Source organism: Arthrobacter sp. SO5 (genome assembly GCF_020532805.1).
Taxonomy (GTDB): domain Bacteria; phylum Actinomycetota; class Actinomycetes; order Actinomycetales; family Micrococcaceae; genus Arthrobacter.
Window position 1 is genome coordinate 101,319 of record NZ_MQTQ01000093.1, and the last position, 20,856, is coordinate 122,174.

The 20,856-nt window shown below is 68.1% G+C and carries 13 protein-coding genes, 2 tRNA genes and 2 pseudogenes; 2 read left to right on the forward strand and 15 right to left on the reverse strand.

The window, feature by feature from the left end; translation table 11 throughout:
- A pseudogene (locus BJG92_RS16590) lies at positions 1-504 on the reverse strand (endonuclease); the annotation flags it as partial.
- A gap of 605 nt (positions 505-1,109) precedes the next feature.
- Here BJG92_RS16590 and BJG92_RS16595 point away from each other — a divergent pair.
- Positions 1,110-1,646: a DUF1697 domain-containing protein gene (locus BJG92_RS16595; RefSeq protein ID WP_232085083.1), complete on the forward strand. Its 537-nt coding sequence runs from the start codon at positions 1,110-1,112 to the stop codon at positions 1,644-1,646.
- 57 nt (positions 1,647-1,703) lie between these two features.
- Here BJG92_RS16595 and BJG92_RS16600 read toward each other — a convergent pair whose 3' ends face one another.
- From BJG92_RS16600 to BJG92_RS16615, 4 genes and pseudogenes are all read right to left on the reverse strand, one after another.
- Entirely contained in the window at positions 1,704-3,317 is a 1,614-nt protein-coding gene (locus tag BJG92_RS16600) for a GTPase (protein ID WP_232085084.1), read from the reverse strand.
- Positions 3,314-5,070, reverse strand: a pseudogene (locus tag BJG92_RS16605) (dynamin family protein). The gene BJG92_RS16600 and the pseudogene BJG92_RS16605 overlap by 4 nt, the downstream one beginning before the upstream one ends.
- Positions 5,071-5,167: 97 nt before the next feature.
- Positions 5,168-5,240 (reverse strand) — tRNA-Glu (locus BJG92_RS16610).
- 130 nt (positions 5,241-5,370) lie between these two features.
- Positions 5,371-5,442, reverse strand: a tRNA-Gln gene (locus tag BJG92_RS16615).
- A 347-nt stretch (positions 5,443-5,789) separates the two neighbouring features.
- On the opposite strand from BJG92_RS16615, the gene BJG92_RS16620 reads away from it, so the two are divergent.
- Positions 5,790-7,451: a hypothetical protein gene (locus BJG92_RS16620; RefSeq protein ID WP_232085085.1), complete on the forward strand. Its 1,662-nt coding sequence runs from the start codon at positions 5,790-5,792 to the stop codon at positions 7,449-7,451.
- 68 nt (positions 7,452-7,519) lie between these two features.
- Here BJG92_RS16620 and BJG92_RS16625 read toward each other — a convergent pair whose 3' ends face one another.
- From BJG92_RS16625 to serA, 10 genes are all read right to left on the reverse strand, one after another.
- Positions 7,520-8,251, reverse strand: coding sequence for an HAD family hydrolase (locus tag BJG92_RS16625; protein ID WP_232085106.1), 732 nt, complete (start codon positions 8,249-8,251; stop codon positions 7,520-7,522).
- Between the two features lie 2 nt (positions 8,252-8,253).
- Complete coding sequence (gltX, locus tag BJG92_RS16630; RefSeq protein WP_232085086.1) at positions 8,254-9,801, reverse strand: glutamate--tRNA ligase; 1,548 nt, start codon at positions 9,799-9,801, stop codon at positions 8,254-8,256.
- Between the two features lie 44 nt (positions 9,802-9,845).
- Positions 9,846-10,622 (reverse strand): fumarylacetoacetate hydrolase family protein, encoded by a 777-nt coding sequence (locus BJG92_RS16635; protein ID WP_232085087.1) that lies wholly within the window; start codon positions 10,620-10,622, stop codon positions 9,846-9,848.
- A gap of 48 nt (positions 10,623-10,670) precedes the next feature.
- A complete protein-coding gene (locus tag BJG92_RS16640; protein ID WP_232085088.1) occupies positions 10,671-11,462 on the reverse strand; it encodes an MBL fold metallo-hydrolase in 792 nt (263 codons plus the stop codon).
- An 8-nt stretch (positions 11,463-11,470) separates the two neighbouring features.
- Positions 11,471-12,583: a branched-chain amino acid aminotransferase gene (locus BJG92_RS16645; protein ID WP_232085089.1), complete on the reverse strand. Its 1,113-nt coding sequence runs from the start codon at positions 12,581-12,583 to the stop codon at positions 11,471-11,473.
- 156 nt (positions 12,584-12,739) lie between these two features.
- A complete protein-coding gene (locus tag BJG92_RS16650; protein ID WP_232085090.1) occupies positions 12,740-13,792 on the reverse strand; it encodes a 3-isopropylmalate dehydrogenase in 1,053 nt (350 codons plus the stop codon).
- 61 nt (positions 13,793-13,853) lie between these two features.
- On the reverse strand, positions 13,854-15,413 hold the full coding sequence (metG, locus tag BJG92_RS16655) for a methionine--tRNA ligase (RefSeq protein ID WP_232085091.1): 1,560 nt from the start codon (positions 15,411-15,413) through the stop codon (positions 13,854-13,856).
- A gap of 9 nt (positions 15,414-15,422) precedes the next feature.
- Positions 15,423-16,190 carry an ABC transporter ATP-binding protein gene (locus tag BJG92_RS16660; protein ID WP_232085092.1) on the reverse strand — a complete coding sequence of 256 codons (768 nt, stop codon included), beginning with the start codon at positions 16,188-16,190 and terminating at the stop codon, positions 15,423-15,425.
- Positions 16,187-18,976 carry an ABC transporter permease gene (locus BJG92_RS16665; RefSeq protein WP_232085093.1) on the reverse strand — a complete coding sequence of 930 codons (2,790 nt, stop codon included), beginning with the start codon at positions 18,974-18,976 and terminating at the stop codon, positions 16,187-16,189. The genes BJG92_RS16660 and BJG92_RS16665 overlap by 4 nt, the downstream gene beginning before the upstream one ends.
- 206 nt (positions 18,977-19,182) lie before the next feature.
- Positions 19,183-20,778: a phosphoglycerate dehydrogenase gene (gene serA, locus BJG92_RS16670; RefSeq protein WP_232085094.1), complete on the reverse strand. Its 1,596-nt coding sequence runs from the start codon at positions 20,776-20,778 to the stop codon at positions 19,183-19,185.
- Positions 20,779-20,856: the final 78 nt, after the last annotated feature.

The following is a 20,856-nucleotide window of genomic DNA, read 5'->3' on the forward strand; positions in this document are numbered from 1 at the left end:
GGCTCCCAGGGTCAGCGGCAGCGCCGTCGTCAATGTCTGGGAGTCGGACAGGAGGGCACCGGCGGTCCGTTCGCTGACCGTCAGGACACAGGCGACTTCCGCAACCACCGCCATCTCCCGGACGGTGCATTCCTGCGGAGACGCCGCCGGGGACGCCAGCGCCGCGGTGGCCTGCACGTACTCCGCAGCCAGACTCACCTTCAACGCCGCCACCCCGGCCTCCAGCCGGGCCACCTCCGCCAACCCGTCCAAACACGCATCCGCCAGATCCCGCAACGGATCAGCGTTCCCGGCATCCGCGCGGTCAGGGTCAGCGGTTGGCGGACCGGTGCGGGACGAATCAGAGCCGATCACTGCCGCAAGCGCAGCAGCGGATGCGGCGACGGCAGCCACCGCCCCCCTGCATTCCACACTCCAAGCTGCGCTGCTATTCACACATTCAGAATATGACCGGGCTCCGACAATAAAGACGCACCCGGCTGGGTTGCAACGAGAGGACCGCACGGACTCGAGGCGCGGACAGTTTGACCGCCAAGCGACCAGCGATCGAGTCGAAGAGGGATCTGCACGGTCCCAGCAAGCGACGCCCCGCGCGGAGGTTGGTCCATACAGGTGACAGGACGATTGGTACTTCAACGTCACCGGCTGGTCTGTCAGAGCGAAGCCTTGATCGGCCGATTCGTAGTCCTTTGCGGGCAGCAACGGCACACGTGTCAGGAGCCTCGACGGCGGGCTGGTACGTAACATTGGAACACTCGGACCACTTACCGTCGGCGTCAGGCCACGGGAGCTTCTGGCTGCAACCCGCAACCCGGCATGGACGGCTTTCTTTGACTGCGGTCGCGACGGCGGTGGCCCTGTCAATACCGCGGTGGCCCTGTCAATACTGTCGGACACCCGGCCCTGGAAATGCCGGTCCACAGACTTCATGAACTGTGTGCAGACCGTATCCCTGACCCAGGTCGGTTCAAGCTGGCGTTTCGACGTCAACGGAACGGTCCAGCCCTTCGAAAACACAGCGGCATTCGTGCGCCGCAAAATGACGGAAGTTCACTCTGGAAGAGCTCGTTGTAAGAGAGGATGTCGGGGACGAGGCATAGGCTGTCCGCATGAGCAGCTATGCGGTGTTCCTGCGCGGGGTAAATGTCGGCGGCATCACGATCAAGATGGCCGAGCTGAAGGAAGCCCTGAAGTCCCGTCCTTTTTCCGGTGTGAAGACGTTGCTGGCCAGCGGCAACGTGGTGCTCTCGAGTGACCTGCCCCCCGCCGGCGTCAAAAAGGAATTCGAAGCGTGCCTCCGGGAGGCCTTCGGCTATGACGCCTGGGTGGTGGTCCTGGCGGCGGACCGGGTGGGTGAACTCGTGGCGGCGTGCCCCTACCCCGCGGACGACACCTCCACCCACACCTACCTCACCCTCGGCTCCGACGCCGGAGTGCTTGCTGAGCTCTATGAGGCCGGCAGCGCGCCGGACGGGACGGAACTGACCCTGCTGGGACCGGAAGCCCTGGCGTGGCTGGCACCCGCCGGCCGCACGCTGGACAGCCCGTTCAGCAAGCTGTCCTCGAAGCCGAAATACAAGGCCTCCACCACCACGCGCAACCTGCGCACCATGATCAAGGTCCGGGACGCGGCAGCGCTCTTGTAGCCGGGGCAGCAGCGTTGCATCAGCACCCTTGCCGTTGCCGCAGTGCTGGAACGCTGGTTAGCGCGCCGCCTCCAGTGCCTTGTTGAAAAACCCCAGCCGGCTGACCTCAAGCTCCACCGGCCCCACCACAAGATCCTCCGCCACGGCCGCGACGGCGGACCCGAGCCGTTTCCGGGCCGCCGCGCCCCGGGCCCGGGCGGCTGCACCCGCGATGAACTTCGCCAGCACGGCCAGGACAATCCCGAGCAGCGCCCCGCCGGCGATCAGCACAGTGGGAACCGGCCAGCCCTGGACCAGCGGCACGTCAGGGATCGGCAGCTGCAGGTACCCGAGGGCAGCCAGGACGCCGAGCCAGGCGAACCCGCCCAGGGCCGCCAGAAGGGCAACCCACTGGACGGCGTTGAACGCCGTCCACCACCAGGAGATGCCGCCGGCCTTCAGCTCAGTGGAGGCGATGGCCTGATCCAGGGCGTCCGGTAGCCGCTCGCGGCCTTCGCGGGCAGCACCACGGATGGCCGCGCGCCAGGGCCCCGGGGCGCCGTCGGACGCGGCTTCCGCAAACTCCCGGACGGCGGCGTCGGTCCGGGCCCGCTCCGGCGCCCCGGCCGGCGGCAGCGACGTGCGGTTCACGTCCGGACGCGCGCCGTCACGGCGCAGGTTCAGGCGCCTCAGCGGATCGGCGCGGAACCTGACCAGCCACCGCGTCACCGGCCAGCCGGTGCGCCGGGTTGCCTCCTGCCGGTAGGAGCGCACCACGGCGTCGACCACGAGCGGGACGTTCGCTGCGACGGCCAGCTCCCCGGCAAGCCGGGCCCTTGCCGCCTGCGTCACACCCGCGGCGTTGCCGGCTCCCGAGGCTTCCTCCAGCCGCGCGGCCGCCCTGGTGACATCGGCGGACAGCCGCTGGGAGAGTGCCTGCCGCTTCATGGCCACCTGCCGGATGGCGGCACGGACCTTGTCCACCCCGGTGCCGACGACGGCGGACGCGCCCAGGACCTGCACCGCGCCCAGCCCGTCACGCACCAGGATCTCCCGCAGGGACTCCAGCACCGGCCGGATCTCGTGCTCCGGGAGCCGGTCCAGCTGGTTCAGCACCACCAGCGTGACCGCGCCGTGTGAGGCGAGCGGGGTGAGGAAGTCGTTGTGGACGGCGGCGTCGGCGTATTTCTGCGGATCGAGCACCCAGACCAGCACGTCGACCAGTCCCACCATCCGCTCCACGATCCCCCGGTTGGTGGCCCGCGTGGAATCGAAGTCGGGCAGATCCAACAGGATCAGGCCTGTGGTGTCGTCGGCGAAACCCGGCACGGGGGCGGCCTGGTGCCGGTTGCGTACTTCGAGCCAGTCCAGCAGCCCTTCGCTGCCCTCCGCACCCCAGATCCCGGCGAGCGGCTCCGAGGTGGTGGGCCGGCGGGCCGCCGCCGTCGCGATGTCCGCTCCGCTGACGGCGTTGAACAGCGAGGACTTTCCGCTTCCCGTGGCGCCGAAGAACCCCACCACGGTGTGGTCCCCCGAGAGGGAGCGGCGCGAGCTGGCCCGCTCCAGCACCCGGAGCACCGCGTTGAGCTCCTCCTCCGGGAGCGCCCCGGCGGCGAGCTCGCGTGCCTCGTTGAGTGCCTCGAGCCGGCGGTGCAGCTTTGAGGCTTCGCCGGCGGCGCCGTGGCGGCTCATGCGGAAGCCGCCAGCCGGTGCAGCCCGGCGGCGTGCCGGGAGAGTTCCGCGGGCGGCACCGTGCCCGGGGAAGCCAGGCGGCTCAGGAAGCGCTCCTGTTCGGCGTGGAGCAGGTCCTGGCAGCGCGCATGCAGGTCTTCGCGTGCGGTCTTCGCCAGCCGCCGCACGGCGTCCTCGCCGAAGACCGCCTCCAGCAGGCGCTGTCCGACGACGGCGGTGCCGCCGGCGACGCCGACCTCCAGCCCGGTCAGGCCGGCTGTCATGGAAAACACGACGATCATGAGGGCTGCGCCGAGGCCGTTGATGCCGAAGGAGAGCCAGCGGGCACGGCTGCGTTTATCCTGGCCTTCGGTCCGGATGAGCTCCATGAGGGCGACCTGCCAGGCCCGGATTTCCGCGGCAGCCTGTGCGGCGAAACCGTCGGTGGTTCCCGAGAGATCATCGCCGCCCAGCAGCTGGCGGCCGGCAGGGTCCGAGCGCCAGCGCCGGTCCGCGTCCTCCGCGGCGTTGGCGGCCTCATCGAGGATGACGGCCTGCAGCCCGGTTTCGATCGCCGTCTCGACCCGCACCGCGGGGGCCGGCTCGCCCCGGAAGAAGGCGCCGGCCCGGTCCCGGAGCCGTCCGATGTTCTGCTCCATCGCCCGGAAGAACTCGCCCGTGCCGACGAAGTCCTGCCAGCGGGCCAGCACCTCGCCGCGCAGGAGCGCGCCGTTCTGGGTGGCCGCCAGGATCCGGTCCACGGCATCCTGGTAGGCGTCCCGGACATCTGCGGCGAGGGATTCGGCCGCGCGCTGCTCGGCCGCTGCCGCCAGCGCCACAGCCTCAACCCGGCTGCCGAGCGCCCTGAGGGTCCCGTTCAGGGTCCGCCGGGCGATCGCGGCCCGCCCGGCGGCGTCGGCGGCGAGTTCCCCAAGCCAGAGCCGCAGCGGCTCCACGGCCGCGGGGGGCAACATGCCGGCTGCATCCAGGGCCGCCTCCGGCACCACAAAAAACGGGCCCCGCCCAGGCCTTCGCGGCCGAGCATGGACTGCAGATCGGCGCTGACCTCGGCCTCGGCGGCAGGCGGGACGCGGTCCAGCACCACGGCCACCATGATGTCCCGGGCCGCGGCATCCAGCAGCAGCAGCCACGGCACGGCGTCTGCATAACGGTTCGCCGTCGTGACGAAGATCCAAAGGTCCGCGGCGGCCAGGAGCTGGCCGGCGAGTTGGCGGTTGTCAGCGGAGACGGAGTCGACGTCGGGGGCGTCCAGCAAGGCGATCCCCGGCGGCACGGCCGGTTCGGCGACCAGCAGGAGGGAGGAGACCGCGGCGGCGGCCGCTTCGGCGTCTGGCGCGCCTGCAGGACGGGCGGCGGACGGCGGACTGCCGGCCACGGTCCCCCGAATCCGGCTCAGGCTCGGCAGGATCCGCTGGTCCTCGAACCAGCGCGCGTCGGAGGGGTGATGCAGCAGGACGGGCTGGCGGGTGGTGGGCCTGATGGCCCCGGCACGCGTGACGGCGCGCCCCACCAGTGCGTTGACGAGGGTGGATTTTCCGGCGCCCGTAGAGCCGCCCACTACCGCCAGCAGGGGCGCGTCGAGGCTGCGGTAGCGCGGCAGGATGTAGTCCTCAAGCTGGGCGAGGGCGTTGCGGATGTCCTGCCGGGCCCGGTCCGCGCCGGGCAGGGCGAGCGGCAGGGAGGTCGCTGCGAGATCGCGGTGGACCGCTTCGAGCAGGTCGACGGCGGGGCCGGGGGTTTGGTCTGGACTCACAGCATCATCATGCCAGTCCGGCGAAGAGGGCCCGGTCAGGGACTCTTTGGGGCAACGAAAAACGGTCCCGGACTGGTGTCCGGGACCGTTTCAACTGTGACCCCAGCGGGATTCGAACCCGCGTTACCGCCGTGAGAGGGCAGCGTACTAGGCCGCTATACGATGGGGCCGCGTACTCTCCAGAACAGCATTGCTGCCGTCCGCGCTCAGTGATTATTTCATCCACTCAGCAAGTGTTTCAAACCGGCCAGCCGGTTCAAAACCCCTGATCAGCCGCGGAAATCCGCGGATTTTTCAGAGCTGGGATACCAGGACTCGAACCTAGAATGACGGTACCAGAAACCGTAGTGTTGCCAATTACACCATATCCCACTGGAACTTTCGGGCCGGATCCGTGGGTCTCAACCCGCGCTCCCGGCGCCTCAGCACGAGTAATTACTTTACCCGAGACTTTTGCCCGGCACAAATCGGGCTTTCCCCGCAGGCCCCAGCAGCCCCACGGCGACTCGCCGGGCGCCGCCCTTCGGGGATACTCCTCGAAAACCCTTGCCAATCCGGGCCCGCGAAGTTTACGCTCGGTAAGTTACCAGTGGGTAACAACCCCTCCCCTATTGAACTGCGGGCAGAATGACAGCCAGTTTTGGATGTTAGCTGCGTCACAGTTTCGGAGGGGGCGGCAACAGAGTCGTTGCCGGCCAAACCGTCGAGAGGATTCACCTGTGTCACAGAGTCGTGCCGCTGTCCCCCTAGCCCGCACCCGGGCGCAACAGATCGCCACCGCTGTCCTGGCCCTGCTGCTGATTGCGCTCTTGGGTTTCTACACCCTGGTCATGGGGCGCATCACGGACGGGTCCGCGAAACTCAACGACGGCGCCGGCCAGGCCTCCGCCGGCGCGGAGCAATTGAAGGATGGCGCCGTCAAACTTGCCGCCGGCGCGGCGCAGGCCGACGTCGGGGCCGTCAAGGTCTCGGATGGCGCCGCAAAGATCAACGCCGGCATTGCGGGCAAGCTCGCCCCCGGCGCCGACAGACTCGAAGCGGGGGCAGAGAAGCTCGCAACGGGCGCCGTCAAAGTCCATACGGACGTAAATAGCAAGCTCGCCCCAGGCGTGTACCAGGTGGACGACGGCGCCCAGAAGATCGCCGATGGGGCTGTGCAACTCTCCGCCGCACTGACGCCTACGGCATCGGGCACGGCCCCGGGCAACCTGGCCGACGGAGCCAACCAGCTCGACGTCGGGGCTGCCCGGCTCGCTGATGGCAGCGGCCGGCTGCAGACAGGGGCCGACCAGCTGAAGGCCGGCACCGACGAGCTCAAGGCCGGCACCGACGAGCTCAAGGCCGGCACCGACCAGCTCAAGGCCGGCACCGACCAGCTCAAGACCGGCACCGACCAGCTCAAGACCGGCATCGACCAGCTCAAGGGCTATCGGGGCGCCAACAACGACCCCGAAACCGGAACCGGTACGGCCGCGCTGGCCCAGGCACTGGAGCAGTTGTCGGCCGCCGCCAACGATCCCGCCCAGGGTCTCGTGCCACTGGCCGTGCTCAAAGACAAGATTGCCAGCATCCTTGCCGGCGCCCAGATGCTGGATGCCGGCGCGGGGCAGCTCCAAGGTGGAGCGGCACAGGTCCAAGGCGGAGCGGCGCAGGTCCAAGGCGGAGCGGCGCAGGTCCAAGGCGGAGCGGCACAGGTCCAAGGCGGCATGGCGCAGTTGCAGACGGGCGCGGCCCGTCTGCAGGCCGGGGCTTCCGCGCTGCAGACCGGAACCACCCAGCTCAACACGGGCGCCAACCAGCTGAATGCAGGCACCGGCAAGCTCACCACCGGCTTCGCCACCCTGGCGGGCAAGCTCAACGGCCGTGATCCCAACAGCCCCGGCGTCGTCATGGGCACCCAGCTGCTCGCAGTCGGCACGGCCAAGATCCGCGTGGGTATGGACGGCGTTCCGGGCGATCCCGAACACCCCGGACTGCTCGCGGCGACCGCCCAAATGACCGACGGAAGCTCGCTGCTCGCCGACGGCACCGTGGCCTTGAACAGTGGAATCAAGGGCGATCCCGCCGACCCGAGCAACCCCGGGCTGCTGAACGGTTCGACGGCTCTGGCGTCCGGAGCCTCGGATCTCTCGACAGGCAACACCAAACTGGCTTCCGGTTCCACGCAGCTGTCTACCGGCGCCGACAAGCTGGCCGACGGCAACGCCAAAATTGCCGCGGGCACCGACACGCTGTACTCGAGCGCCGCGGCTGTTTCGCCGTCGAACATGATCAAGGCCGACGTCGCTGTGGCCGCGGGCATGGTCACGCTCCTGACCCTGGGTGCCGTGGGGGCCTATCTGGCTCTGCGGAGGCGGCGCCTGACGCCGGCTACTGCCTAACCGCCACGGCAAACAGCCCCGCCGGAGGACACCCTCCGGCGGGGCTGTTTTCGGTTGAGTGTGGGGCCTCAGGCGGGCAGGTCCATCAGCTCCAGCAGTTCCTGCAGGGAGCCAACCTCGCGTCCCGCAAAGTCCGGGGCCGGCTCCCCGCCGCGGTTCAGCCAGACGCCCTGCAGGCCGGCCGCCGTCGAGCCCTCAGCATCCAGGAGCCGGTTGTCCCCCACGTACAGGGTTTCGGCGGCACCGGTTCCCAGCCGCCGCACACCCTCAAGGTAGATGGCCGGGTCCGGTTTGGCGGCCCCCACGGTGTCCGTACCCACCAGGACGGCAATGCGCCCCAGGCCGGCCGCGTCGAGCTTGACCCGCTGGTAGTCATGGACGTTGTTGCTTACGGCACCGTAGGGTATCCCGGCGGCGTCCAGGGCGTCCAGCACCGGGGCGACGTCGTCGAAGGCCCGAATATAGCCATGCTGCCGGCTCGCATACGAGCTGACCCAGTGGCGGGCCTGCTCCCCCTCTTCGAGTTCGACGCCGAAGTGCGCCAGGGCGGCGCGGCCGCGGAGCAGGCGTTGTTCGTTGAAGCTCAATTCGCCGACGAGGTAGCGGTCGTAGAAGTGCGTCGTTTCGCGGGTGAAGATCCGCCCGAATTTCTCCCACCCGGCCTGGTCCAGGCGGGGCAGGAGATGCTCGCTGACATCGCGCAGCGCCGCAGTCATGGCGAACTCAAGGTCCACCAGGGTGTCATCGATGTCGAAGAGCACCCCACGAACAGAGCCCCCGCCCAGCCCGGCCGCCGGCATCATCAGCCGCGGAAAGCGCGCAGTCGCGCCAGGGACGAATCCTTGCCCAGGATCACCATGGATTCAAACAATGGCGGGGAGATCCGGCGCCCGGAGATGGCGGTGCGTACCGGGCCGAAGGCCAGCCGCGGCTTCACGCCGAGGCCTTCGACGAGCGCCTCCTTCAGGGCCGTCTGGATGTTCTCGGCGGTCCAGTCGCTGAGGGGCTCCAGTGCGGCGAGGGCGGCGTCGAGGACTTCGGTGAGGTTCTCGGGGAGTCCCTTGCGGGCGTCGTCGGCGACGTCGATCGCGTCGTCGTCCTTGAACAGGAAGGCGAGCATCTCGGGGGCCTCGCCCAGCAGGGAGATGCGCTCCTGGATCAGGGGCGCCGCCTCGGCGAGGATCTCCGCCTGGCGTGCGGTGAGCTCCTCCCCGACGAAGCCCGCGGCGCGCAGGTACGGGACCAGGCGGCCGCGGAAATCGTCCGCCGCCAGCATCCGGATGTGCGTACCGTTGATGGCCTCGGCCTTCTTGATGTCGAAGCGGGCCGGGTTGGCCAGCACGTCATTGACGTCGAAGTTCTCGATCAGCTGCTCCACCGTGAAAATGTCCTCGTCGGCCGAGAGGCTCCAGCCCAGCAGCGAGAGGTAGTTCAGCAGGCCTTCGGGGATGAAGCCGCGGTCCCGGAGCAGGAACAGGTTGGACTGGGGGTCGCGCTTGGAGAGCTTCTTGTTGCCCTCACCCATGACATAGGGCAGGTGGGCAAACACGGGCATGTAGCTCGCGACGCCGATCTCCATGAGGGCGCGGATCAGCACCACTTGGCGCGGGGTGGAGGAGAGCAGGTCCTCGCCGCGGAGCACGTGGGTGATGGCCATCAAGGCGTCGTCCACCGGGTTGACCAGGGTGTACAGCGGGGAGCCGTCGGCGCGGACGATCACGTAGTCCGGGATGCTGCCGGCCTTGAAGGTGATCTCGCCGCGGACCATGTCGGTGAAGGTGACGTCCTCGTCCGGCATCCGAACGCGCAGTACCGGCTGGCGTCCGTCGGCCTTGAAGGCTGCAATCTGCTCCGGCGAGAGTTCGCGGTCGAAGTTGTCGTAGCCGAGCTTGGGGTCGCGGCCGGCAGCGCGGTGGCGGGCCTCGACTTCCTCCGGCGAGGAGTAGCACTCGTAGGCGTAGCCGGCCTCGATCAGCTTGGCGACGACGTCCTTGTACAGGTCCAGGCGCTGCGACTGGCGGTACGGCTCGTGCGGGCCGCCGACCTCCACGCCTTCCTCCCAGGTGATGCCGAGCCACTTGAGGGCCTCGAGCAGCTGCTGGTAGCTCTCCTCCGAGTCGCGCGCCGCGTCGGTGTCCTCGATGCGGAAGACGAACGTGCCTTGGGTGTGCTTCGCGTGGGCCCAGTTGAAGAGTGCCGTGCGGATCAGGCCGACGTGCGGCGTGCCGGTGGGTGACGGGCAGAACCGGACGCGGACCGGGGTGTGCCCGGTGACTTCGCGGGGCACCTCGCTGGTCACTTCCGTGGGGGCGGAGCTGGAGACGGCGTCGTGCGCGGAGGGAGTAGTCATAGTGGTAGCAACTTTACCGCGTGGCCGCCGTCGTATTTTCGCTGTTAGCGGCGGACCACCGGGTTGGAGAGGCGGCCGATGCCCTCGATCTCCACCTCGAAGCGGTCCCCTGCCGCGACCAGGCCGACGCCTGCGGGGGTACCCGTCATGATCACGTCGCCGGGCAGCAGGGTGAAGGCCTGCGAGACGATGGACACGAGCTCGCGGACGCCGCGGATCATCTGGCTGGTGCTGCCGTCCTGTCGCAGTTCGCCGTTGAGCCTGCCCTGGATCTGCAGGTCCTCGGTGTCGAGTTCGGTCTCGATCCACGGGCCCAGCGGCGCCGAGGTGTCGAAGCCCTTGGCGCGGGCCCACTGCAGGTCAGTCTTCTGGACATCGCGGGCGGTGAGGTCATTGCCGCAGGTGTAGCCGAAGATGACGTCGTCGACGCGTTCCTCGGGGACGTCCTTGCAGATCCGGCCGATCACGACGCAGAGTTCGGCCTCGAACGAGACTTCATCGGAGAACTCGGGCAGGACGATGGGATCGTTGGGCCCGATCACGGAGGTATTGGGCTTCAGGAACAGCAGCGGCTGCGCCGGGACCTCGTTGCCGAGCTCGCGGGCGTGCTCCGCGAAGTTGCGGCCGACGCCGATCACCTTGCTGCGCGGGATGATCGGGGCCAGCAGGCGCACGTCCTCCAGCTTGTGCCTGGCGGCAGTTCGTTCCACGCCATGGAAGAACGGGTCGCCGACGATGACAGTGACTTCCTCACTGCCGGGCTCACCTTCAACAATGCCGTAGAGGGGATCAGAATCGACTACAAACCGGGCGATACGCATGGCTCCAAGCGTACCGTCTCCGGCGGGCGGGACGGCCCCTGCCGCCAGCTACTCGGGTGGGCTGCGCAGGTACTCGAGTTGCGCGGCCACCGACAGCTCCGCTGCCGGACGCACCGCAGGATCGACGTCGGCATAGACTGCGTCGGCCACGTCCGCCACGTCTGCGTCCGGGCCCAGGTCCGCCAGCGCGGCCCGGACCTGGGCCAGCCGTTCCTGCCGGTGGTCGCGGTAGGCGCGCACGATCGCATCCAGCGCCGGCAGCACGGGGCCGTGGGCCGGCAGGACGGTCGCTGGACCCAGGAGTTCCAGCCGGTCCAGCGACTCGAGGTAGTGGCCCAGGGTCCCGTCGGGGTAGTCAAGGACAGTCGTGCCGAGTCCCAGGATCGTGTCGCCGGTCAGGATTGAGCCGCTGGCGCCGTCCTCCGGCAGGTGGAAGCAGACCGAATCCGAGGTGTGGCCCGGCGTCGCGAGGACCCTGATTTCCACACCGGCGGCGTGGATGACTTCCCCGTCCACCAGCGGAGCGCCGGCATGGCAGTGGGCGGGGTCGGCGGCGCGGACCGGGGCGCCGGTGAGCTCGGCCAAGCGTGCCGCGGCCGCGGTGTGATCCGCGTGGCGGTGCGTGATGAGGATCAGTTCGACGGCGCCGGCCCCGGCCAGGTCCTGCAGGTGCCGCTCATCCAGGGGGCCGGGGTCCACCACGACGATCCGCTCCGCGCCCGGGGCGGCGATCACATAGGAATTGGTGCCATGCAGGCTCATCGGTCCGGGGTTCGGGGCAAGGCGGAAGCGCGTCAGCTCGCTGCTGCGCACGACGGTGTGGGTTTCTTCCGGGATCACCGTTCAGCCTAGGCCAGGCGCGTCAGCCAGCCGTGGGTGTCCTCGAGGGTTCCGGTCTGGATGCCCAGGAGGCGTTCGCGGATGGCCATGGTGGTCTCCCCCGCCTTGGCGTCCTCGGAGCCGATGAACTCGGTGTCGTCCTTGAGCACTCCGATGGGGGTGATGACGGCTGCGGTGCCGCAGGCGAAGACCTCGGCGATGTCGCCGGCGGCCACGCCGTCCCGCCATTCATCGAGGGTGATCTTGCGTTCGGTGACCTGGCGGCCCATGTCCTTGGCCACCTGCATGACGGAGGAGCGCGTGACGCCCTCGAGGATGGTTCCGGTCAGTGCCGGGGTGACCAGCGAGCCGTCCTTCATCACGAAGAAGACGTTCATGCCGCCGAGTTCTTCAACAGCGTTGTCGTTGAACTGGTCCAGGAAGAGGACCTGCTTGCAGCCGTGCTCCTCCGCTTCCATCTGGGCGATGAGCGAGGCGGCGTAGTTGCCGCCGCACTTGGCTGCGCCGGTTCCGCCGCGGCCGGCGCGGGCATATTCGCGGGAAATCCAGATGGAGACGGGCTTGAGCTCGCCGCCGAAATAGTTGCCGGCCGGGGAGGCGATGACGCGGAACGAGACTTCGCGGGCGGCGCGGACACCGAGGAACGCCTCGGTGGCGATCATGAACGGGCGCAGGTACAGGGCCTCGCCGTCGCCGGCGGGCACCCACTCCCGGTCCGCGGAGACGAGTTCGCGGATGGCGCCCAGGAAGTATTCCTGCGGGATCTCCGGGAGGGCCAGACGGCGGGCGGACTTGTTCATTCGCGCGGCGTTGGCTTCGGGGCGGAAGGTCCAGATGGAGCCGTCGGCGTGGCGGTAGGCCTTGAGCCCCTCGAAGATTTCCTGGCCGTAGTGCAGCACCGCGGCGGAGGGGTCCAGGGAGATGGGTCCGTACGCTTCAATGCGGGCGTCGTGCCAGCTGCCCTTGCCTTCGGCGTCGACGCTGTAGTCGACGATCGCCGTGTGGTCGGTGAAATAGTTGCCGAAACCCGGGTTCGCCAGGATGGCAGCACGTTCTTCAGCAGACGTCGGGGTTGCCGAGGGCTGCTGGGTGAATTCGACGCCATGGGCAGTCTGAGTCATGGTTCCTCCACGATCGGCTGCCTGGCGTGTGAACGTGGTACATCCCCGGACCACGGCAGCATTTTGGTGATTCGACACAAGCTTACGCCGTTGCCACGGCCGCCAGAGCGGCGGCTGCAGAGCTGGGGCTACAGGGCGGCGGCGACTGAGCTGCGGCTACAGGGCGGCGGCGATGGCGTCGCCGATGGCGGCGGTGCTGCGCGCTGTGGTTCCGCGGCCCGCGACGTCGGCGACAACGGCGGCCTCGATCTTCCGGGCGGCGGCGGCGTGGCCGAGGTGGTCCAGCAGGAGCGCGGCCGAGAGGATTGCCGCAGTGGGGTCAGCTTTCTGCTGGCCCGCGATGTCCGGCGCGGACCCGTGGACGGGCTCGAACATGGACGGCGCAGTGCGTTCCATGTTGATGTTGCCGGATGCGGCGAGGCCAATGCCGCCGGTTACGGCGGCGGCGAGGTCGGTGATGATGTCGCCGAAGAGATTGTCGGTGACGATCACGTCGAAGCGGGCCGGGTCGGTGACCATGAAGATCGTGGCGGCATCGATGTGCAGGTAGTCGTGGGTGACCTCCGGGAACTCCTGGGCCACAGCCTCGACGGTGCGCTTCCAGAGGTGCCCGGCGAAGACCAGGACGTTGTGCTTGTGCACCAGCGTGAGCTTCTTGCGGGGGCGGTCGTTGGCCCTGCGGAAGGCGTCCCGGACCACGCGTTCCACGCCGTGTGCGGTGTTGAGTGAGACCTCGGTGGCCACCTCGTGCGCGGTGCCGGCACGCAGCGTGCCTCCGTTGCCCACGTACGGTCCCTCGGTGCCCTCCCGGACCACGATGAAGTCGATGTTCCCCGGGTTGGCGAGCGGGCTGTTGACGCCCGGATAGAGCCGGGAGGGCCGCAGGTTCACGAAGTGGTCGAGGCTGAAACGGAGCTTGAGCAGCAGTTCGCGCTCGATGATGCCGGAGGGGATCCGGGTGTCACCGGGTGCGGCCCCGACGGCGCCGAAGAGGATGGCGTCCCGGGTGCGGAGATCGGCAAGGGTTTCCGCCGGCAGGGTCTCCCCCGTCTCGAGCCAGTGCTGGGCACCCAGCCGGTAGTGGGTCTGCCGCAGGACGATCCCTTCCGCGGCGGCCGCCTTCGCCAGGACCTTCAGCGCCTCGGCCGTGACTTCCGGGCCGATGCCGTCGCCGGGGATAACGGCCAGATCAATAGTGGATGCGCTCATGATGTTAGCGTAGCCAAACAATCCACATGCTGGTCAAGTCGTCTCATTATTCGAACAGAGGTTAGGCCTCGGCAGGCTCCTCATACTTCGGGAAGACCGGGGCGGGTGCCGGCAGAACCGTGCCGGCGGCGATCGGCTCCGCGATGGCGGCGAACTGGCGGGCGTCACCCTCCGGCTGTCCGAGCGTGTCCAGGATGGCCGCCGTCGCCGTCGGCATGACCGGCTGGGCGAGGATGGCGACGATCCGCAACACCTCGAGGGTGACGTAGAGAACCGTGTTCATGCGGCCGACGTCGGTCTTGCGCAGGACCCACGGGGCCTGCTCGGCGAAGTAGGCGTTCGTGTCACCCAGTACGCCCCAGATCGCTTCGAGCGCGCGGCTGAACTCCTGCTTCTCGAAGGCGGCGCGCGCGGTCTCCAGCAGTCCGTTGGCCTGGGCCAGCAGTGCGGCGTCCGCGGCGGTGAACTCTCCCGGCACGGGGACCAGGCCTTCGCAGTTCTTGGCCACCATGGACAGTGAGCGCTGGGCCAGGTTCCCGAAGTTGTTGGCGAGGTCGGAGTTCATCCGGCCGACGATCGCCTCGTGGTTGTAGTTGCCGTCCGCGCCGAAGGGAACCTCGCGCAGGAGGAAGAACCGTACCTGGTCCAGGCCGTACTGGGCCACGAAGTCAGCCGGCGCCACCACGTTGCCGAGCGACTTGGACATCTTGACGCCGTTGTTCTGCAGGAAGCCATGGATCATGACCCGCTTAGGCAGTTCAAGCCCGGCGCTCATCAGGAAAGCCGGCCAGTAGATGGCGTGGAACCGGGAGATGTCCTTGCCGATCACGTGGAGGTCGGCCGGCCAGTACTTCTTGAAGGACTCTGCCTCAACGTCCGGGTAGCCCACCCCGGTGAGGTAGTTCGTCAGGGCATCCACCCAGACGTACATCACGTGCTTGTCATTGCCCGGGACCGGGACGCCCCAGTCGAAGCTGGTCCGGCTGATGGACAGGTCCTCCAGTCCGCCCCGGACGAAGCTGATGACCTCGTTGAAGCGGGACTGCGGGGCACCGAACTCCGGGTGTGCCTCATACAGGGCCAGCAGTTTGTCCTGGTAGGCCGAGAGCCGGAAGAAGTAGCTCTCCTCGGCCGTCCAGGTCACCTCGGTGTCCGATTCGCGACTGTAGCGGACGCCGTCGTCCTTCACCACGGTCTCGTCCTCCACGTAATACGCCTCGTCCCGGACCGAGTACCAGCCCTCGTACTTGGAGAGGTAGATGTCCCCGTTGGCTTCCATCGTCTTCCAGATGGCCTGCGACGCCGCATAGTGGTCCGCATCCGTCGTCCGGATGAAGCGGTCATACGTGATGCCCAGGGCGGCGTGGGCGGCCTTGTAGATCTCGGCGTTCCGGTCCACCAGCTCCTTCGCAGTGATGCCTTCCTTGTCCGCCGTCTGGGCGATCTTCATGCCGTGCTCGTCCGTGCCGGTCAGGAAGAAGACGTCGTACCCGTCCAGCCGCTTGAAGCGGGCCATTGCGTCCGTGGCAATGTACTCGTAGGCGTGGCCGATGTGCGGCACGCCGTTCGGGTACGTGATGGCGGTGGTGAGGTAAAACGGGGTCTTGTCAGTTGAAGTCACGGTTTAAACCTAGATCAGTTCAGTCAGGGTATCGCTCTGGCGGACAAGTTCGTGATCATGTGAAGCCACCAGGACGGCGATTCCGTCCGAGGTGGTGTCCTTCAGGATGCTGATGATGCGGTTGGCCGACGCGCGGTCCAGGCTCGCGGTGGGCTCGTCAACGATCAGGACGCGGGTGCCGAGGATCAGCGCCCGGGCGATCGCGACGCGCTGGCGTTCACCGCCCGAGAGCTGGGCCGGGCGGTGGCGCATGCGCCGGCCCAGGCCCACGAGGTCCAGGAGGTCCTTGGCCATGTCGCGGCGCTTGTCCACCTCGCCGTCGGGCACGGCCGGCAGCAGGACGTTCTCCAGCGCGCTCATCCCGTCGATCAGGGCACCGCCCTGGTCGACGTAGCCGATCAGGGCGCGGCGGCGGTCGGCGATCTCGTCGTCGCCCATGGTTTCGAGGGAATCGCCTTCCCAGAAGACCCGGCCCGACGTCGGCAGGGTCAGGCCCGCGCCGACGGTCAGGATGCTGGTCTTGCCCGAGCCGGAGCGGCCGGCGACACAGTGCATCTCGCCCGCATGCAGCGTCATGTTGAAATCGTCCACGACGTTGACGGCGTCGGCGCCACTCTTGCCGCCCCCGTAGTGGATGGTGATGTTGCTCAGTTCCAGCGGGGTGGCGTGGTCCGCGGCCTTCACGATCGTGTTGGCGCGGGTCTGGTGGGCTCCCCGGCGGGTGCTCTCCGTCATCCGCTCGTGAGCCGCACGGTCAAGGTTCAGGTCGTTAGTCATCGGACCACTTTCGTTGCAATGGGAATCCAGATCAGGACGGCCACAAGTCCGGCGAGGCCGGCCCAGAGTGCGGCATAGGGTGCGAGGAGGAGGCCGATGCCGAGCGCACCGAGGACCCCCAGGGGCAGCGCCACCGTCCCCACCATGGCGTTTTCAAAGAAGCGGACCTGGCCCAGCATGTCCGGGTTCCAGCCCATGGCCTGCAGAGTGCCGAGGTACTGGCGCTTGGACTGCAGCTCGAAGCGGCCGGTGACCATGGTCAGGATCAGCCCGACAGCGACGCCGGACAGGGCCAGGATGATGCTCGGCAGTGCAATGCTGGCTGCCGCCAGACCACTGAGCGCGCTGGCGCCTGCGGCGCGGGGAATGTCGATCAGCAGGGAGATCAGTCCGCCCACGGCTGCCCCGAAGACGCCGACGGCGACGGCGAGCGAGCCCGTGTTGAACTTGTTGGTACTCAGCTGCCGGTTGGCAAATGTGAGGGGGGAATCGACCGCAATGAGGCGTTCATCGTGCTGCGGTTCCTGGTCGACGACCTCGCGGTGGCGCAGCTGCTGCGCCGCGAACAAGGCGGCGCCCGCATAGAGGGCCAGGACCGCGGCGGAGACGATAGCCGTGGCCGGGTTCCAGCTGACCAGGCTCAGGACAATGCCGGCGAAGGCCAGCAGGGCCGCTCCGACGCCGAATTCGGCCAGCACCCAGGAACGGATCTTGCGCTGGGTCCAGCCCATTGCACGCAGCGTCCCGGCCTCGCTGCGCCGTTTCCGGACGTAGCTGACGGTCGAGGCTCCGGTGAGCAGGGCGGCTCCGCAGAGGGTGAGGAAGAGCAGGGTCAGGTTGGTGGCGGTGAGGGAACCCGAGACTGCGTCCGCGGCGTCCTGGCGGACCCACGACTGCTGGACGGTGCCCAGCGGGGATTCCTTGCCGGCGTCGTCCTTGGAGTAGCCGGGGACGAAGATGCTGGCGTCCTCGCGGGCGGAACCGGCCACCACGGTGGCCTGCAGGCCCATGTCGCGGATCTCGTTGGCGAGCTTCTCGACCTCGGGCTGCGCCTGCTTCCAGCTTCCGGGCACCTTGGCCCGGACCCGGACGGCGTCGATCACCTTGGCGTTCTGCTCGAAGCCGCGGGCCGCAGCGAGGCCGTAGTAGTCGGTGATGGCCCCGGCGGACTGGCTGGCCAGTCCCGTGGCGCTCAGCGAGGGCTTGAGTTCGGTGTGCGGGACGTCCTTGCCGGCGGCGTCCTTGGTGAGGGTGAACGGGGTAGGGTCGTAGCCGCCCAGGGGCAGGCGGTTGACGTCGCCGGCAACCTCCTTGACCTTCTCGGCGTCGAACGTTCCGTAGACCATGGCCAGCGGGGTGGCGAGCTTCTTGCCCGTCTCGAGGTTCTCCCGGTAGGAGCGCTCGTCGGCGGGCTTGCGCTGCGTCTGGTCCACGGGGGCGCCGTTGGCGCCCTTCTCCGGCAACCGGTTCACGCTCACCCAGTCGCCGGGCGTTGCGGTCTTGTCGACGGCGCCGTTGCCGGCGGTGGCCCCGTCCTTGTACTTGGGGGCGGCGGCGAAGTCGGTGCTCCACGTGGCCGGGTTGTACAGGCCCTGGCTGAAGCTACCGGCGTCACCGAGCAGCTGGGACAGGTCCTTGGAGCCGGGCCAGGCGAGGGCGAACGGGGATTTGGACACGAACGGAAGGTAATCCTTGCCCAGCGAACGGGTTGCGGTGCCGACGTCCTTGGTGACGTTGCCGGCGGCGTCGATTTCCTCGATCTTGACGGAGTACTTGAGGTCCGTCGAGGTGCCGGAGCGGACGATCAGCGGAATGGCCTGCGAATCGGCGGTGAGCTGGCCGCTGCGCTTGGCCTGCTGGTACTGGCTCATCAGCGGTGCCCAGTACTTGAGTTTGACGCCGAGGAAGTCAGGGCCTTCCTTCAGCTGGTCCATGCCGATGCCGTTCGTGAAGAGGCTTTCGAAGTGGCGGCCGATCGCGCCGGCGTTGCGGGCATCGGCGGGCGGGGCCTTCTCCAGCGGGGCAAGGAAGTCACCGGCCGTGCCGAGCAGGGCGCGTTCGGAAACGGGGTCGACGGCCACGACGGACTCGGTGACCTGCGGTGCGAGCGGCAGCGAGACGGCGAGGTTGAAGAGGTTGTGCTCGGAGCCGCCGGCCGGGGCCGGGAATTTGATGCCGGTCTCCCCTGCCGGGCCCGCGATGCGGACGTTCTTGCCGCCGGCGACCTGCTCTTCGACGAGCTTGGCCTTGCCGAGGGAGCCTTCGGCCTGGGTCTTGAAGAGGGTCTGCTCGGCGTGGCCGTCGGAGCTGACGGCGCTGGCGGTGAGCCGGTACTTCTTGGGAGTGTCGGACAGGACCGATTCGGCGGCCGGCCACTTGCCCGGATCGGTGGCACTGGGGTCACCGGCCGTGCCGGCGAGCCCGGCATTGAAGCCGAGGTAGTCGGTGGCCTCGAGCCGCGGCGCTTCCAGGTTCTGGGTGACGCGGGAGACCAGGCTGATCGGGGCCGCGACGGACGTGCCGGCGAGCTTGCGGAGGGAGTCCAGCTGCTCGAAGCTGATGCCGCCCTGGCCGCTGGCGATTTCGGGCTGCATCAGCCCGCCGGTGTCATCGGCTTTGGCTTGGACGAGGACGTCATAGAGCCCCCGGGAGTTCTGGTCAACGGTCCGGTTCAGGGCAGCCTGTGATTGTCCCTGGACGAGGACCGAGAGGCACATGGCCACGATCAAAATGGACGCGGTCAGCAGAAGCACTCTGCTTCTGATGAACCTCTGGACGGCGTTCATTGGGCTCCTGAAAGCTGGATTGCGTGCGCACACCGCTGTTCATTCCCTGCGGAAAGTGAAGGCGTCCCCTGCCGGGCGTGCAAAAGTAAAGGCCGGGGGCTGCCGGCCGGATCCGAAATTCGGACGTAGCCATTGTACGCAGACCGGCCGCGCGTTCGTGGACGCCGGCGGCTCGCTAAGAGCCCCCGGCATCCACGCGGCGGACCTCAGTCCTCGAGATCTACCTCGCGGACCATGTCAGCGCCGATTCCGGCCTTAATCGCGTCGAGGACCTGCTGCGGAACCGAGCTGTCGATGGTGAGCAGGGCGAGCACCTGGCCGCCCTCCGCCTGACGGGCAACCTGCATGCCGGCGATGTTGATGTTGTTCATGCCCAGGATGTGGCCGATGGTGCCGATCACGCCCGGCCGGTCCGAGTAGGCGACCACCACGAGGTGTTCGCTAATCGGGATCTCCACCTCAAAGCCGTTGATTCCCACGAGCTTCTGGATCTGTTTGGGTCCGGTCAGGGTTCCGGCCACGGAGATCTGTGTGCCGTCGCTGAGGGCCCCACGCAGGGTCAGGACGTTCCGGTAGGACTCCGTGTCCGGCGTCGTGATCAGGCGGACGTTGATGCCGCGCTGCTCGGCGATGACGGGGGCGTTGACGTAGGAGACCTGCTCGGTCACGATGTCCGCGAAGATGCCCTTGAGCGCCGCCAGCTCCAGCACCTTGACGTCGAGGGAGGAGATTTCGCCGGCCACTTCGACGTCGAACTGGGTGAGCGAGGCGTGGGTCATGGCGGTGAAGATGCGGCCCAGCTTCTCCATCAACGGGATGCCCGGCCGGACCTCGGGGTCGATCACGCCGCCGGCGACGTTGACGGCGTCGGGCACGAGCTCGCCGGCCAGGGCCAGGCGGACGGACTTGGCGACGGAGACGCCGGCCTTTTCCTGCGCCTCGTCGGTGGACGCGCCCAGGTGCGGGGTGACCACGACGTTGTCGAGCTTGAAGAACGGCAGGTCGGTGCTGGGTTCCTTGACGAACACGTCGACGCCGGCTCCGGCGATCTCGCCCGCCTCCAGTGCGGCGTACAGGGCTTCCTCGTCCACGAGGCCGCCGCGGGCGACGTTGACGACGTACGCGGTGCTCTTCATTTTCTTGAAGGATTCGGCGCCGAGCATGCCGACCGTCTCCGGGGTCTTGGGCATGTGGATGGTGATGAAGTCCGACTGCGCCAGGAGCTCGTCCAGGGTCACCAGCTGCACGCCGAGCTGGGCGGCGCGGGCGGAAGTGATGTAGGGATCGTAGGCCAGGATCTTGGTCTCGAAGCCCTTCAGGCGGCCCGCGACGAGGGCGCCGATCCGGCCGAGGCCGATGATGCCGATTTTCTTCTCGAACAGTTCAATGCCCGTGTACTTGGAGCGCTTCCACTCGCCGTCCTTGAGCGCGGCGGACGCCTGCGGGATGTGGCGGGCCAGGCTCAGGATGTGGCCGACCGTGAGTTCGGCAGCGGAGACGATGTTCGAGGTGGGCGCGTTGACCACCATGACGCCGGCCTGGGTGGCGGCTTTAATGTCGACGTTGTCGAGACCGACACCGGCCCGGGCGATCACCTTAAGGTTTTTCGCCGCCGCGATGGCTTCGGCGTCCAGCTGCGTGGCGGAGCGGACCAGGATCGCGTCGACGTCGGCGATCGCAGAGAGCAGCTGGGAACGGTCGGAGCCGTCAGTCTGCCTGATCTCGAAGTCCGGGCCGAGGGCCTCGATCGTGGCGGGCGAAAGTTCCTCAGCGAGGAGTACTACGGGTTTGGTGCTTGTCACCGGTGACCTCTTTAGCTCTCTTGTATATCAGGTGGGGATTTTGGTGAAACGGATGGTGCGGGTGGTGCTTGACAGCAG

Coding starts and splice junctions, on each gene's coding strand:
- BJG92_RS16665 (WP_232085093.1), bottom strand. CDS start 18,976: ATGAACGCCGTCCAGAGGTTCATCAGAAGCAGAGTGCTTCTGCTGACC.
- BJG92_RS16645 (WP_232085089.1), bottom strand. CDS start 12,583: ATGACTCAGACTGCCCATGGCGTCGAATTCACCCAGCAGCCCTCGGCA.
- BJG92_RS16660 (WP_232085092.1), bottom strand. CDS start 16,190: ATGACTAACGACCTGAACCTTGACCGTGCGGCTCACGAGCGGATGACG.
- BJG92_RS16625 (WP_232085106.1), bottom strand. CDS start 8,251: ATGCCGGCGGCCGGGCTGGGCGGGGGCTCTGTTCGTGGGGTGCTCTTC.
- BJG92_RS16595 (WP_232085083.1), top strand. CDS start 1,110: ATGAGCAGCTATGCGGTGTTCCTGCGCGGGGTAAATGTCGGCGGCATC.
- BJG92_RS16600 (WP_232085084.1), bottom strand. CDS start 3,317: ATGAGCCGCCACGGCGCCGCCGGCGAAGCCTCAAAGCTGCACCGCCGG.
- gltX (WP_232085086.1), bottom strand. CDS start 9,801: ATGACTACTCCCTCCGCGCACGACGCCGTCTCCAGCTCCGCCCCCACG.
- BJG92_RS16635 (WP_232085087.1), bottom strand. CDS start 10,622: ATGCGTATCGCCCGGTTTGTAGTCGATTCTGATCCCCTCTACGGCATT.
- BJG92_RS16650 (WP_232085090.1), bottom strand. CDS start 13,792: ATGAGCGCATCCACTATTGATCTGGCCGTTATCCCCGGCGACGGCATC.